This is a genomic window from Streptomyces sp. NPDC030296, from assembly GCF_055572815.1.
This window is the reverse complement of sequence record NZ_JBVICQ010000001.1, coordinates 316,177-330,816: the sequence shown is the minus strand read 5'-3', so window position 1 is coordinate 330,816 and position 14,640 is coordinate 316,177. Positions and strand designations below refer to the sequence as shown.

Here is a 14,640-nt window from a genome sequence, read left to right as displayed (position 1 = left end):
GATTCGGTTCATGGCGGACACGAAGCGCGAGATCGAGCGGAAGTACGAGTCCGACGAGAGCGGCCTGCCCGATCTCTCCGGTGTGGCCGGGGTCGCGTCGGTCATCGACAAGGGCGTGGCGGAGCTGGACGCCGTCTACTACGACACCCCCGACGAACGTCTCGCCGCCGCCTCGATCACCCTGCGCCGCCGCACCGGGGGAGACGACGCCGGCTGGCATCTGAAGTTGCCCGTCTCCTCGGGGGTGCGGGACGAGATCCGCGCCCCGCTGTCCGAGACACTGCCCCGCGATCTCGCGGGGCTCGTGCGTTCCCGGGTCCGGGAGGCGGAGCTGGTGCCGCTGGTCCGTCTCCGGTCCACCCGTGACGTCAGGGACCTGCTCGACGCGGACGGCGCCCTCCTCGCCGAGGTCAGCGTGGACGCGGTGCACGCCGAGCGGCTCACCGGCGGCGGCCGTACCGCCCAGTGGTCCGAGATCGAGGTGGAGCTCGCCGACGACGGCGACCCGGCGTTCCTCGACAAGGTCGAGAAGAAGCTGCGCAAGGCGGGCGTACGGCCGTCCGCGTCACCGTCGAAGCTGGCGAGGGCCCTGCGGGAGACGGCTGCCGCCGAGAAGGGCAAGGCCGGGCAGGACAGGAGCAAGAACGACAAGGCCAACAAGGCCAAGGTCACGAAGGGCGAGCAAGGGAAGAAGGGCAAGAAGGGCAAGAAGGGTGGGGGTGGCGCGGGGAAGCCCGGCGGCGCCGCCGAGCACGTCCTCGCGTACATCCGCGTCCAGCGGGACGCCATCGTCGAGCTCGACCCGGCCGTCCGCCGGGACCTCTTCGACTCCGTGCACAGCATGCGGGTGGCCACCCGCCGGCTGCGGAGCACCTTCAAGTCGTACGGGAAGGTACTGGACCGGACCGTCACCGACCCCATCGGCGGGGAACTGAAGTGGCTGGCGGGGGAGCTGGGCGTCGGCCGGGACCACGAGGTGCTGGCCGAGCGGGTGACCGAGGCGCTCGCCCAGATGCCCGAGAGCCTGGTCGTCGGCTCGGTCCGCACCCGGGTGCGGACGTGGGTGGAGGCGGGGCGCAGTGGGTCCCGGCGCGCTCTGATCGCCGCGCTGGACGGCGAGCGGTATCTGGCGCTCCTGCGGACCCTGGACGCCGTGATCGCCGAGCCGCCGCTGCTGAAGGGGGCCGGGGGCGATCCGGAGAAGGTGATCGGCAAGGCGGTCTCACGGGCCTTCGGCAAGGTGTCGGACCTGGTGGAGGAGGCCCTGGCCCAGCCGGCCGGCGCCGAGCGGGACCTCGCCATGCACGAGGCCCGCAAGAAGGGCAAGCGCGCCCGGTACGCGGCCGAGGCGGCGACCGGGCTGCTCGGCGCCCCCGCCAAAGAGCTCGTGCGGGACATGAAGGCCCTGCAGTCGCTCCTCGGCGACCACCAGGACAGCGTGATGGCCCGCGAGGCCCTGCGGGACCTGGCGTTCCAGGCCGGCCAGGCGGGCGAGAGCTCCTTCACGTACGGGGTGCTGTACGGCAGGGAGGAGCGCAGGGCGGAGCTGGCGGAGGCGGCGTTGCCGGAGGCGTGGCGCACGATCAAGGCCGACAGCGCCTTCTGAGGGGGCCGGGTGCGGTGAACGCCGGCGTGCGAGGGGTGGCTCCCGGGGCGTTACGCTAGATGGTCACCCCTGTCAGCTCACGAAGGTAATCCCCGCGATGTCTGTCGAGTCGGTCTTCCCACAGCTAGAGGCCCTGCTCCCGCATGTGCAGAAGCCGATCCAGTACGTGGGCGGTGAGCTCAATTCCACCGTCAAGGAGTGGGACGCCTGCGACGTGCGCTGGGCGCTCATGTACCCGGACGCGTACGAGGTCGGTCTGCCCAACCAGGGCGTCATGATCCTTTACGAGGTCCTCAACGAGCGCGAGGGCGTGATGGCCGAGCGCACCTACAGCGTGTGGCCCGACCTCGAACAGCTGATGCGTGACCACGGGGTGCCGCAGTTCACGGTGGACAGCCACCGCCCGGTGAAGGCGTTCGACGTGTTCGGTCTGTCCTTCTCCACGGAGCTGGGCTACACGAACATGCTGACCGCCCTGGACCTGGCCGGTATCCCGCTGGAGTCCAAGGACCGCACGCTCGACGACCCGATCGTCCTGGCCGGCGGCCACGCGGCCTTCAACCCGGAGCCGATCGCGGACTTCATCGACGCCGCGATCATCGGCGACGGCGAGCAGGCCGTCCTCGACATGACCGAGATCATCCGCGCCTGGAAGGCGGAGGGCCGCCCCGGCGGCCGCGAGGAGGTCCTGTTCCGCCTCGCGAGGACGGGCTCGGTGTACATCCCGGCGTTCTACGACGTCGAGTACCTCCCCGACGGCCGTATCGCCCGCGTGGTGCCGAACCGGTCGGGTGTGCCGTGGCGCGTGTCCAAGCACACGGTCATGGACCTGGACGAGTGGCCGTACCCGAAGCAGCCGCTCGTGCCGCTGGCCGAGACGGTCCATGAGCGCATGTCGGTGGAGATCTTCCGCGGCTGCACCCGCGGCTGCCGCTTCTGCCAGGCGGGCATGATCACCCGCCCGGTGCGTGAGCGGTCCATCACGGGCATCGGCGAGATGGTCGAGAAGGGCCTGAAGGCGACGGGCTTCGAAGAGGTCGGTCTGCTGTCCCTGTCGTCGGCGGACCACAGCGAGATCGGCGACATCGCGAAGGGTCTGGCGGACCGGTACGAGGAGGACAAGATCGGTCTGTCGCTCCCCTCGACCCGTGTGGACGCCTTCAACGTCGACCTGGCGAACGAGCTGACGCGCAACGGCCGCCGGTCCGGTCTGACGTTCGCGCCCGAGGGCGGCTCCGAGCGCATGCGCAAGGTCATCAACAAGATGGTCTCGGAAGAGGACCTGATCAGGACCGTCGCCACGGCCTACGGCAACGGCTGGCGCCAGGTGAAGCTGTACTTCATGTGCGGCCTGCCGACGGAGACCGACGACGACGTCCTGCAGATCGCCGACATGGCGATGAACGTGATCGCGAAGGGCCGTGAGGTCTCGCGGTCGAACGACATCCGCTGCACGGTCTCGATCGGCGGCTTCGTGCCCAAGCCCCACACCCCCTTCCAGTGGGCGCCGCAGCTGTCCGCCGAGGAGACGGACGCGCGTCTGGAGAAGCTCCGCGACAAGATCCGCGGTGACAAGAAGTACGGCCGCTCCATCGGCTTCCGCTACCACGACGGCAAGCCGGGCATCGTCGAGGGCCTGCTCTCGCGGGGCGACCGCCGTATCGGCGCCGTCATCCGTGCCGTCTACGAGGACGGCGGCCGCTTCGACGGCTGGCGCGAGCACTTCTCCTACGACCGCTGGATGAGCTGCGCCGACAAGGCCCTCGCCGACTTCGGCGTGGACGTCGACTGGTACACCACCCGCGAGCGCACCTACGAGGAGGTCCTGCCCTGGGACCACCTCGACTCCGGTCTCGACAAGGACTGGCTGTGGGAGGACTGGCAGGACGCCCTCGACGAGACCGAGGTCGAGGACTGCCGCTGGACGCCGTGCTTCGACTGCGGTGTGTGTCCGCAGTTCGACACATGGCCACAAACGGGCCCGACCGGGAAGAAGCTACTTCCGCTTACGGTCAAGAAGGACGCTGCGACCAGCGGACACGGGCACGGGCACTGAGGTGAGTGAGGCGCTGCGGCGCATCGTAGAGGTGCTGGGGGACGGCGGCGAGGAAGAGGCAGCTGCTGTCCTCCGGGCGCTCGGCGCGCAGTCCAAACGGCAGGGAGCCGTGCGGGAGACGCCGATAACGCCCTTGCCGCCTCCTGGAGGCTCGCTGGCTGTGCATTCCGAGGTGGAGTGGGTCTGAGGGCCCGATGGCCTGGGAGAGGGCCGTGCTCGGCCACTGTCGCCTGACTGGATGCACTGCGTTCGCGAGGGGCTCCCTGGCTTCCTAGCGTGGCGATATCCGCTACGGAGGAGGCAGACATGCCGGCCAGTGAGCTTCTTCGAGCTGGCCTCCGATCAGGTGACGGCCCTCAAATCGCAACGAGCGAGGCCCCCGGGCTGTTGATCAAGATATCTGGCCCGCAGCTTCGCTTCGCTGTTCGGCAGTTGCTTGTCGAACACCTTCTTCCCGGCCGGGGTCAGGCCGTGACCGTGATGCGTCTGCTTGCCGACGTCCAGGCCCAGGAAGACGCCCACCCCGTGGATGCTGGTCACCGTGCCCCCACATGTGTCGATGCGTGCCGGCCTCAAGGTCGGGAGCCGTTCTCACACATCCACGTTATGCAGACCTGCCGCCCGCAAGCGGCCAGGCATTGCGCCCGGCCGGGCGGTGGCCGGACCTCTGATCAGTGTCTCCGACGGCACCCCTCGGACCCGGTGACACCACCCCCCAGGTCATCCCATCGACAGGGGGCAACAGTCATGCCGGGCCCGGAGGCCAGCGGCCCTCTTGCAGGACCGCGAAAAACATAACGGGGAGCCTGCTGGTCAACGCCGTTCTGGTCATGTGCCGCATGGCGGTGCATCCGTCAACGAATTGGCGCAGGGCCGCGTTCTGCCGGGGCGGTCAAGACGACTCAGCCTTCCGGCGGGCGGTTCTGGTATCGCCATGTGCTGAACAGGCCCACCCCCGTACCGCCTACCGCGGAGAGGGCAGTGGGGCCGCCCATGGCGTACACGACCAGAGACAGGCCGATCAGGGCGAACAGCGCGGCGAGTTCGAGCAGTCGACCTCGTGCATGGGCGGGCTCGTTGTTCTTGTTCTCATCCATGCCGACAAGTGCAGCAGCTCGTCATGCGGATGCGCGAGGAACGCGAACATGCGCGTCAGAAGACGGGACACGGGCTGTACGCCGCAGAACAAGCTGGCTGTTCCGGCGAACAACGCGTTTGTACGGCGTTGTTCGCCGATGTTAGCCGCATCCCCGCTGCTGTCGCCCTACCATGATTGCCACGCGTCGTCAGGGGGGCATGTGATCACTCGGAGCAGCGGACCGGAGCAGTCGCCGAAGAACGAGTACCAGAGGGAACGGGCGGTCTTCGCAAGAGATCTGAAGGATCTCAAGTTGGTGAACGGCATGCGCTACCGCGACTTCGAGAAGCTCTCAAAGAAGCACTCACTCTCCGTACCTCTGTCGGCTTCCGGGGTCAGCGAGGTGATGAGCGGGAAGCGCTGGCCAAGCAGAGACTTTCTACTCGCCTTGGTCCGCGTCCTACTGATCCAGCAGGACGGGTGCCTGGTGGAGCTCGGTGACAGCCGCCTGCAGCAGTGGGACCACCGCTGGAAACGCTTGGTGCAGCTGCATGACCGGGCCAAGCAATCCACGCCACTCGAGGTTCAGCACGGCAGTCCCCCTGACAAGCCCGCACCAGTACAAATTGACTTCGTGCCCCCGTCGGGTGACGCGACCCTCCAGGAGCTGGACTCCGCGAAATCGGATCTGCGGGAGATCCTCTCTAATCTCGAAGAGCATGCGACTCATGTGCGCAACGAATTTCGCCAAGTCCTTGGCGAACAGTCCAGGGTCACGGCTGAGCTGAGTCGCCTTGCAGAACTACTTGAAAAGGAGCGAAATCACAACGAACAACTGGAGCGGCAGATCGAGGAACTCGAACAGCTGCGCCGCGAGCTGGGCCGGCAATTGGAGGATCTGCGTGAACAACTCGCTGAAATTGATTCGGATAAGGCAGTCCTCTTCGAGGATGAAAGCGAACTCAATGACCGGCGGGCCATGTTGAACTTCGATTGGGCCCGCTACGAAGAAGACCGAAGGGCGCGCGCGGAAGCCGAAGCTGCTCGACTTCGAGGGGAACTCACGGATGTCAAGCACAAGTTGCAGGCAGCGGACCGGCTGATCCGCGAGGGGCAGCAATCAAGGAACGCGACGTAGCTGCAGGTTGATTGAGTAGACCCGGCGTAGGAACTCTCGCAGGCTCCGGAGTCCCCGTGAGACGGACCGTCGAAGCCCGTCGGTTGTGTACCTCCAGCATGCTGAGGCCGTCGATAGGCCGAAGGTCGCCAACGCGCGGGGGCCGCGCACATGCCAGTGCTGCGGTGCGGCGAGATCGAGGGCCAGCTGGCGGCGGGCGGCTCGCAGTCGCATACTGCCCTCTGAGTAGCAGTGGAAGAAGCTGCCACCGGTCCAAGCGTTCGTACGGGTGGCCGAGGGGCCAGGGGCGACTGCTTCTTGGGCGAAGTTTTCAGACTCTGCCGCAGCCGCGAGTTCCCGTGCGGCCCCTCAGTAACTGCCCGCGCCTGCGACGGGAGGGTTTACTCAAGAATCAGCCGTCCCTATGGTGTCGGTCAGATAGCCTGACGGCTTCCGTTTGGGGGAGGACGGACACAAGCGACAAGATCCGGCTGCATCAGCAGGGCCGATTATCGAACGCTTGAGCGAACCGGGATGGGAGGGTGCCAGCCGCTTCAGGAGTCATCACTGTGCACCGCTGGTGTGCGTGCGCGGCAGGAAGACATTTGCAAGATCAAGAAGAGGTTGAGGGTTCCAGTGCACATTAAGTCATTTCGAGTACAGAACTTCCGCCGCCTGAAGAACGTCCGAGTGGACCTCGATGAAAAGACGACAATCTTTGTCGGGGCGAATAATAGCGGAAAGACATCCGCAACTCATGTCTTCCAGCGCTTTCTGGACCCCAAGGTTAGGTTCCAGATTTACGATTTCACGGCTGACTGCTGGGAGGCGTTCAACAGTTTCGACCCTGCAACTGGAAATGCAGAACTGGAGTTGCCTAAGATTTACTTTGATCTCTGGTTCGAGGTCGATGATGACAACGTACATCGTGTGCTCGATCTTCTCCCGGGCCTCGATTGGAACGGCGAACCGGTGGGGTTACGCATGGTCTATGCGCCCCAAGCGCCGACATCGTTGGTGGCCAACTACCAGCAAGCTCGCATGGACAGGAAACTGCCCCAGCAGAATGCGGATGCTACCTATAAGCCTTGGCCCTTGGATCTAACGGACTACCTACGTAAGCGCCTCACGACCGAATATGAGATTAAGTACTACGTACTGGATAGACGGGAGTGTGACGAGGAGCTCAATCCTAACCCCGGATACGAGCCGTTCTACGTAGGGACGAATGCTTCCGGGGCTGGCGCAATGGTTAGCGCACTCATTAGGGTCGATTTTCTCAACGCCCAGCGGCATCTCACGGATGCAGAATCACATGGCCGAGCCGAGGACTTGTCCAGGAGGCTCAGCCGATACTATCAGCGCAACTTGCAGAAGTTTGAGACCGACCTCGAAGCTCTCACGGCGATCGCTAATTCCGAATCCGCGCTCAATGAGCACTTCGCGCAAGCTTTCGGGTCAATTCTGAAAAGTATTGAACACCTAGGCTATCCAGGCGCATCAAATGCTGGCCTAGTAGTCAAAGCGTCGTTCAATGTACAGAATGTGCTCAGTACCAGCGCTCGTGTTCACTATGTTCTTCCTTCTGCCACCGGCGGACGCACCCGGGAACCGACGCAAGCGCTGCCAGATCAATACAATGGCCTGGGATTCAAAAACCTTATCTATATGGCCGTTGAGATCCTCGACTTCCACCATGCCTGGGAAGATGTAGACGGCCAACGCCCGCCTGTGCACCTCATCATGATTGAGGAGCCGGAAGCTCACCTGCATGCTCAACTCCAGCAGGTATTCATTCGACGGGTTTTCGAACTCCTACCTGATGCAAAACCAGGGTTCCACACGCAGATGGTTGTCACCACGCATTCGTCACACATCTTGTACGAAAGCAGCTTTCAGCCGATCCGTTATTTCTGTCGCGATAAGGGAACCGCTGCACTGCACCGTAGCGAGGTTAAGAATCTTTCTGTCTTCTATAACGGAGAAGAGGAGGCGACGCGCGATTTCCTTCAACAATACTTGAAGCTCACGCATTGCGACCTCTTTTTCGCCGATGGTGCTGTGCTGGTGGAAGGGAATGTTGAACGCCTATTGCTGCCCCTCATCATTGAGCGTCGATTCCCTCAGCTCAAGGCTTGTCACCTGACCATCCTTGAAGTAGGAGGAGCATTCGCTCACAAGTTTCGGGAACTGCTTGAGTTTCTGGAGATTACGACTCTGGCCATCACTGATCTAGACAGCATTGAACCGTCTGAAAACAAGAGCCCTCAACAGAAGGACTCGGACCGGGGTCAAGCTTGTAAGACAACCGTCCCCGGAGCAATCACGTCCAACGAAACTCTCAAGGCTTGGTTCTCAAAGTCTTCGATTGAAGACCTGCTCGGTCTATCAGACAGCGATAAGATCGTGCAGAACGGTGATGGGGAGAAAGGTAACATCAGGGTAGCTTATCAGACCCGTAGGCCTGCTCAGTGGGGGGAATCTGTAGATGAAATCGCTGGGAGAACTCTAGAAGAGGCATTTGCTTTGGAGAACCTGAGCTGGACTCAGGACCCAATGCGGAAAGCTCTTGGCCTGCATATTTCTAAGGCGGATCAGCTGACCCTTCATGAGCTGCATGAGGCGATCTTTAAGAGAGTTCGTAATCTCGAAAAAACGAGGTTTGCCCTGGGTCTCATCGCAGAGCGAGACGCCAGTTGGGTGGCACCGAAGTACATCACCGATGGCTTGGCCTGGCTCAGTGATCGCCTGCTGGTCCCGCCCTCGATTCTTCCACCAGAGATGGAGACGGAGTAGTGGGTTCACGACTTTCGGCGCCGGATACTTCGGCCGATATCGAACTGCGTCATCTTTTAGACAGAGAACCACGCAGTTGCTTCGTCGTGGTTGCCGGCGCCGGCTCGGGGAAAACGACTTCATTGGTGAAAGCGCTAGACCACGTGGTTACCAAACATGGCGCCCACCTGAGAGCTCGGACTCAACAGGTCGCCTGCATCACGTACACCGAAGTTGCAGCTAGAGAGATTCACGCAGACGTCGGTAACAGCCCTCTTGTCGCGGTCTCTACTATTCATAGCTTCCTGTGGTCCCTGATTAAACCCTTTCAGAGGGACATCTCCAAATGGGTTCGTCGCCACATTGAAGAGGAAATTCAGGAGATCAAGCAAAAGCAGGCGAACTACTCGAAACGCACTCGAGACACGACTATCGCGAAGGATGCTGCTGATCTTGAGAAGTTCGCTACTCAACTTAACTTGCTTAAAGAAGTCACGCATTATTCTTATGGCACGGGAAGTGACTATGCGAAAGGGAAACTTGGGCACGAGGATATCGTCACCATGGTTCCCGACTTGATTCTTGAGAGCAGGCTGCTCGGTCGAATCGTTGCCAACAAGCATCCCTATATATTCGTCGATGAGAGCCAGGATACATTTCCCAACGTGGTCGCGGCACTGAAGCATGTTGGGGCGGCAGCCAAAGGAACTGTTTGCCTGGGATTCTTCGGCGATCCTATGCAGCAAATATATCAGCGCGGTGCGGGTGACATTTCCGTCGAGGTCGACTGGAAGCGAATCGAAAAACCACAAAATTTCCGTAGCTCAAAAAACGTGCTGAGCGTTATTAATCAAGTGCGATCGGAAGCCGATGGATTGGTACAAGTACCTGGTCGCCCGGCGAACGAGCAGGCAGAGGGAGAGTGTTTTTTCTTCATCCTCCCTGCGGATGACCGACGAAGTGAGCGCTTGGATCAGTTGAGGGTCTGGCTGGGGCGGCATAGCAATAGTGGTAGCTGGGTTGACGACTCGCCCGAGCAGGGTGAAGGTGCGAAGATTCTAATGATCGTCCACCGGATGGTTGCCAAGCGTATGGGGTTTGAGCACCTTTATGCTGCATTTCATGACAGCGATTCCAAGAGCTTAAAGGAGGCGTTTGATGAGGGGGAGGCATGGCCCCTTCGCCCGTTCGAAGAAGTCATCCTGCCAGTGTGCGCGGCGGACAATGTAGATTCTTCGTCCGTTATCGCAGTGCTCCGCGAGAGAGGTGAGGTGCTCAGGTCGGAAATTCCGGATCACGACGTCAAGAAGAGTCTGGTTCTTGCTCGTGAGGCCGTAACACTTCTGCGGGCGACTGTGGAAAAGGGTGGCCCAGGATCTGTGGGAACTGCCCTCAGGTTGGCTGTGACAGCGGGGCTTGTTTCTCCAGATCCACGCCTATCTGCATACTTGGAACCGGAAGGTGATCATGCAGAAGTCGTGTTGAGTTCGAAGATCACAGATGCCTTGGATTCGTTCATGGCGTGTGATGTGCGCGAACTTCCGTCCTACTTTAAGTATATTCGGCAGCAGTCTCCCTACTCTACCCAGCACGGCACGAAGGGTGCAGAATTCTCCAAGGTGGTAGTGGTTTTGGATGACGAAGAGGGAAGGTATAATCTTTACTCTTACGAGAAACTTTTTGGGATTAGAGGCCTTTCGGAAACCGACAAGCGAAACTTGTCGGCTGGTAAGGAATCTGTCCTTGAGCGAACGAGACGCCTTCTGTATGTCTGCGTGTCGCGGGCGGTTGATTCTCTCGCCGTAGTCGTGTTTACGACGGATGTTTCGGCGGCCAAAACTGCGATTGAGACGTCAATGACTCTCCCGCAAGGGCATGTTCTTACCGAGGCTGACCTCGTGGCATAGAAGCTGACCCGTTCCCCAGCCGCGATCCTGAGGCCGGTCACCAACTCTCCAACCGGCCAGGCTGATCGTCTGCTACCCCCAGCCAGACAAGACGGTCGGCTTCTGGAGGCCTCGGTGCCTCGATCGTCTGCGGCTGGGTACGGTCGACTCGTGTCCGGCGTGCGCGGGTTGGTCACCCGATTGCGTGCGCTGGTTGATCGCGCGCGACTAGGGGAGCTGGTACGGGCATGGCGGTTGACGCTGCTCGATCGGAAGAGGGGTTCACGTCAGCGGGGGCTTCGCGGGTGATGATCGCCGCGTGCCGGGCGGCGGGGCTCGATGACAGAGACGCGGAGTTGATCAGGCTCGGGGAGAACGCGTTGTTCCGGCTGGCGTCAGCGCCAGTGATTGTGCGTGTGGCTCGTGGGCGGGAGTGGCTGCCCAAGGCGCGTGTAGAGGTGGCCGTTTCTCGGTGGCTGGCGGAAGAGGGGTTCCCCGCGGCGCGCATCGTCGAGGATCTTGAGCAGCCGCTTGTGATCGACGGTCACCCCGTGACGTTCTGGCATCTGATCGTTGAGGGTGATCGGAAGGCGACCTACGGGGAGCTGGGGGGCATCCTTCGGGATCTGCACTCCTTGACGGTGCCCGAGGGGCTTGAGCTGCCCGCGTTCGACCCCTTCGACAAGCAGGAGCTTCGGTTGGACCGGGCCGTGATCCCGGCGGACGACAAGGTCTTTCTCCGGAAGCGTTGGCGGGAGCTGCGGGACAAGTACGCCGGGCTGCGGTTCGAGACGACCAAGGGCCCGGTGCATGGGGACGCTCACGTACAGAACCTTATGGTGGACGACCAGGGGCACGTGATCCTGATCGACTTCGAGGCCTTCTGCTTCGATCACCCTGAGTGGGATCTGATGGTCACGGCTGTTGAGCACCACAGCCTTGGGTGGCAGACCGACGCACAGTACGCCGACTTCGTGGCTGCGTACGGGCGAGACCTGTACGACTGGCACGGCTACGAGACGCTACGCGGCTTGCAAGAGTTCGGGATGACGACGTGGCTCATGCAAAACGTGCAGGAGGATGAGAAGACGGCGGCTGAGTATCGCCGGCGCATCGCTGGTCTGCGCAATGACGATGCGCCTCGGGACTGGCGGCCCTGGTAGGCGCTACTCGTCGTCGTCTTCCAGGCGGGCGAGTGCGTCTTGCACCTGGTCGTTGAAGGCGGCCACGACTGGGTTCGCCGCGTGGATGCTCACCTCGGCCTGGAAGTCGGTGACGTAGCGCTGGAAGCGTGAGGACTGGATGCTGTCTCCGCCGTCCACGGCCAGGCTGGCGGTTGTGACGGCGGCTTCCAGTTCTCCGTTGAGTAGGTGGCTCTGGGCGAGCACCATGCGGCAGAACCCGAGGGTGCGGGCGTACTTCGGGTCGGTGTCGTCGACCGCGCGCTGTGCGGCCTGGACCGACTCGCGGCGCATCTTGAGATCGCGGAAGCAGTGGGAGATCTCTCCCATGAGTTCGGCGGAGTCGAAGTATCCGAGCCATAGCGGGTCCTCGGCTCCGTCGGCACGCTCGAAGTAGCGCTCTGCTTCGTTCATCGCGCGGCCGGCCGCGACTGGGTCGCCTGCGTTCGACAGTGCGCGGGCCTCCATCGCTGAGTTGAGCGCCATGGCTCGTGGGGTTGCCCGGCCCTTGGCGCCCTCGACCGCTGCGCGGGCAAGCTGGATGGCTTGGGCGTGGTTGCCGAGGTAGTTGGCCTGGTGGCTGAGGTTGCCGAGTATGCGGGCGCCGAACACGCGGTCGTCGATGACCTGCGACAGGCGCAGTGTGGACGTGAGATAACGGTGGGCGAGTCGGTGATTTCCGGTGTCGTACGCCGTCCACGCGAGCAACTGGGACACCTCGGCGGCGGCACCGAACAACGCGGTGCCCACCTTCTCGCTGTAGCTGGCGTCCAGCAGGGGCAGGACTTCGTGGCGGAAGTAGTGGCGCAAGGCCTTGTGGCCGTGGCCTCCGCCGTACTTGAAGTCGAGCTGCATGAACATGCCCGCTGCATCTCTGATCGCGCGTACGTCGCGCATTCCGACGCGTTGGTGACCGGGTCTGTCGGCCTGGACGCCGTCGGGGCGCCCGATCATCCACGACAGGACGGCTGAAGTGAGATCTGCATCCGCGACGGGTAGGGCATCGCTAGCAGGTGCCTCGGCTCGCTCGTCGGCGAGTTCCCCCAGCGCGGAGAGAACGTCGGTGACATCGCTCGGGTAGCTGACGGGCTGTGCAGCGGGCGTGCGGGACGGGCCGAAGAATCCCAGATCGCCGGGTGTGATGAGGCGTCCTAACTTGGCGCTGAGCACGTCCGCTGCGATCGCTGCTGTCTGGGGCTGGATGCCTGCGCCGTCTCGCCATCGCTGTACGGCGACATGGGTCGTCCCGAGAGGGATGCCCCGCTGCGCTGCGGCATCGCGCATCCGCTTGGCGAGACCCTTGTTCGAGACTCCAGCCGCTTCCATGACGGCGATCAACTGCGCGTTCGGCTCTCGGCTCATGCTCCCCTGCCAACCCGAGAATGACAGCGAGTGTTCATCGTGTCACAGCCGAACCGTCTTGGGGGTTCATTGGTGAACCCCCTTCACGTTTGCCGGTGTTCACGTGAACCCCCTGATGAACGCTCCCGGTCGCAGGCTCTGCGTCGTTCACTGGTCGCCACAGTTCGGCGGGCTACAGGGCTCGTCAATGCTCGGGAGGGAATGCGGTGGAAACGCAGCAGAGCAAACGCCTGGCGAATGCCTCGGAGGTGCCTCCCCCGCGCCGTCGCTCGGCACATGATCCGTCGACTGGTCACTATCGGGCGCTGACGCTCTTCGCCGAGTCACCGGACTGCGTCAAGGCCACGCGGGACCTGGTCCGCTCCTACCTGGAGACCTGGAAGCTGCCGCACGCGGTCGACGACTCGGTGCTCATCGTGTCGGAGCTGGTTGGCAACGTCGTCCATCACGCGGTGCCGGATCAACGGCTCACGCTGCCGGGCGCTGCGCGACGTATCGACGTGTCGCTGATGACGTACCCGGAGCTGTTGTTCATCGGCGTCGGTGATGAGGATTCGACTCCGCCTGAGCTGGCGGCGGGTGAGTTCATCTCGCCCGAGTTGGCGGGTGACTTCTCTGAGGCCTTGTTGCCGGATCGGGGCCGTGGGCTGCTGATCGTTCAGCGCCTGGCTGACGCGGTGTGGTGGTCACCCCGGAGCGGCGGGGGCAAGCACGTGTGGGCTCGCCTGGACCTTGAGCGGCTCTGGTCCGAGAGGTGGGGCTGACAAGCGCCGGGTCGCCGTGCCGGTCTGCTCCTACGCGATCGGGAGCGGACGGTGACCCGGATCCGGGCCGGGGCTGACCTTCCCCGACCCAGAGGCGCGGTTCCTTTCAGGAGGGTTCCCCACCCGAGAAGGGGGCCGCGCCTCACAACCACATACCGAGACCGGGCCACCCCGTCAGCCCTGGAAAGCGAAGGGTGGCCCGGCAGGGGACGCGACGGTACCCGGTGCCTGATGGTACCGGGGCCGTCGCGTTGCGTCGCTACTGGCCCTCGCATCACGGCAGTTGACGAACCATCACGTGGGATCTGGGCTGAGGTGGACGTAGTGACGGGTGCGGGTGAGAACTGGCTGAGAGATGGGCTCGACGACGTGCGGGGAGTGGAGTCCGGGCTGTGGGTTCCGGGCGTCGACTACCTAGCAGGGTGGCGCGTGGCTCGGGAGTCTGCCGAACGATTGAACCGGGCGTTGCTGGGTGCCGGGTTTGAGTTGTCGGAGTCGCGGACGGTCGCTGCGACGGATGAGGAGGGGCGCGGAGTCGTGCGGCTGGTGGCCTCGCTCGATGCCGTGGATCGGCTCGCCGTGATCTTGGAGGCCGTCACGGACGGCGAGGGCGGTGCCTCGTGAGGAGCGTTTCCGCTGATGAGTGGCGCGCGTGGGCACGTCGCCGGCCGCAGAGACTTTGGGCGGTAGCTGCCATGGGGCGAGTGAACAGGGGGCCTTACGCTCGCCCGGCGAATCGGGCAGGCACCTGCCCTGCCCGCGGTTGTGCCCGATGGGCCCCCTGTTCTTCGAGGCTCGCCCCATGGGAGCTGCCT

10 protein-coding genes and 1 pseudogene are annotated in these 14,640 nt (G+C 63.1%); 8 read left to right on the top strand and 3 right to left on the bottom strand.

The genetic code is table 11. The annotated features are described in order from the left end of the window. Positions 1-10: 10 nt before the first annotated feature. Together ACZ4Z3_RS01370 and ACZ4Z3_RS01365 are read left to right on the top strand one after the other, a co-directional pair. Positions 11-1,606 carry a CYTH and CHAD domain-containing protein gene (locus ACZ4Z3_RS01370; RefSeq protein WP_468499106.1) on the top strand — a complete coding sequence of 532 codons (1,596 nt, stop codon included), beginning with the start codon at positions 11-13 and terminating at the stop codon, positions 1,604-1,606. 97 nt (positions 1,607-1,703) lie between these two features. Further along, positions 1,704-3,662, top strand: coding sequence for a TIGR03960 family B12-binding radical SAM protein (locus tag ACZ4Z3_RS01365; protein WP_468499105.1), 1,959 nt, complete (start codon positions 1,704-1,706; stop codon positions 3,660-3,662). 402 nt (positions 3,663-4,064) lie between these two features. Here the strand turns inward: ACZ4Z3_RS01365 and ACZ4Z3_RS01360 are convergent. After that, positions 4,065-4,202: pseudogene (locus ACZ4Z3_RS01360) on the bottom strand (IS110 family transposase); the annotation flags it as partial. A 362-nt stretch (positions 4,203-4,564) separates the two neighbouring features. Then, positions 4,565-4,759, bottom strand: coding sequence for a hypothetical protein (locus ACZ4Z3_RS01355; protein ID WP_468499104.1), 195 nt, complete (start codon positions 4,757-4,759; stop codon positions 4,565-4,567). A gap of 48 nt (positions 4,760-4,807) precedes the next feature. On the opposite strand from ACZ4Z3_RS01355, the gene ACZ4Z3_RS01350 reads away from it, so the two are divergent. The 4 genes from ACZ4Z3_RS01350 to ACZ4Z3_RS01335 all read left to right on the top strand — a co-directional run bounded on the left by ACZ4Z3_RS01350 (position 4,808) and on the right by ACZ4Z3_RS01335 (position 11,681). Continuing rightward, positions 4,808-5,878: a hypothetical protein gene (locus tag ACZ4Z3_RS01350; RefSeq protein ID WP_468499103.1), complete on the top strand. Its 1,071-nt coding sequence runs from the start codon at positions 4,808-4,810 to the stop codon at positions 5,876-5,878. A gap of 513 nt (positions 5,879-6,391) precedes the next feature. Further along, positions 6,392-8,653: an ATP-dependent endonuclease gene (locus ACZ4Z3_RS01345; protein WP_468499102.1), complete on the top strand. Its 2,262-nt coding sequence runs from the start codon at positions 6,392-6,394 to the stop codon at positions 8,651-8,653. Then, positions 8,653-10,539: a UvrD-helicase domain-containing protein gene (locus ACZ4Z3_RS01340; RefSeq protein ID WP_468499101.1), complete on the top strand. Its 1,887-nt coding sequence runs from the start codon at positions 8,653-8,655 to the stop codon at positions 10,537-10,539. The genes ACZ4Z3_RS01345 and ACZ4Z3_RS01340 overlap by 1 nt, the downstream gene beginning before the upstream one ends. A gap of 227 nt (positions 10,540-10,766) precedes the next feature. Further along, entirely contained in the window at positions 10,767-11,681 is a 915-nt protein-coding gene (locus ACZ4Z3_RS01335) for a phosphotransferase enzyme family protein (protein ID WP_468499100.1), read from the top strand. 3 nt (positions 11,682-11,684) lie between these two features. On the opposite strand, the gene ACZ4Z3_RS01330 is transcribed toward ACZ4Z3_RS01335, so the two are convergent. Next, positions 11,685-13,061 (bottom strand): sporulation protein, encoded by a 1,377-nt coding sequence (locus tag ACZ4Z3_RS01330; RefSeq protein ID WP_468499099.1) that lies wholly within the window; start codon positions 13,059-13,061, stop codon positions 11,685-11,687. 206 nt (positions 13,062-13,267) lie between these two features. On the opposite strand from ACZ4Z3_RS01330, the gene ACZ4Z3_RS01325 reads away from it, so the two are divergent. Further along, entirely contained in the window at positions 13,268-13,825 is a 558-nt protein-coding gene (locus ACZ4Z3_RS01325) for an ATP-binding protein (RefSeq protein ID WP_468499098.1), read from the top strand. A gap of 324 nt (positions 13,826-14,149) precedes the next feature. Further along, complete coding sequence (locus tag ACZ4Z3_RS01320; protein ID WP_468499513.1) at positions 14,150-14,449, top strand: hypothetical protein; 300 nt, start codon at positions 14,150-14,152, stop codon at positions 14,447-14,449. Positions 14,450-14,640 lie beyond the last annotated feature (191 nt).

What these genes read in the sequence shown, in the direction of transcription:
- ACZ4Z3_RS01370 (WP_468499106.1), top strand. Translation starts at nt 11, where the DNA reads ATGGCGGACACGAAGCGCGAGATCGAGCGGAAGTACGAGTCCGACGAG.
- ACZ4Z3_RS01365 (WP_468499105.1), top strand. Translation starts at nt 1,704, where the DNA reads ATGTCTGTCGAGTCGGTCTTCCCACAGCTAGAGGCCCTGCTCCCGCAT.
- ACZ4Z3_RS01355 (WP_468499104.1), bottom strand. Translation starts at nt 4,759, where the DNA reads ATGGATGAGAACAAGAACAACGAGCCCGCCCATGCACGAGGTCGACTG.
- ACZ4Z3_RS01350 (WP_468499103.1), top strand. Translation starts at nt 4,808, where the DNA reads ATGCGCGTCAGAAGACGGGACACGGGCTGTACGCCGCAGAACAAGCTG.
- ACZ4Z3_RS01345 (WP_468499102.1), top strand. Translation starts at nt 6,392, where the DNA reads ATGGGAGGGTGCCAGCCGCTTCAGGAGTCATCACTGTGCACCGCTGGT.
- ACZ4Z3_RS01335 (WP_468499100.1), top strand. Translation starts at nt 10,767, where the DNA reads ATGGCGGTTGACGCTGCTCGATCGGAAGAGGGGTTCACGTCAGCGGGG.
- ACZ4Z3_RS01330 (WP_468499099.1), bottom strand. Translation starts at nt 13,061, where the DNA reads ATGAGCCGAGAGCCGAACGCGCAGTTGATCGCCGTCATGGAAGCGGCT.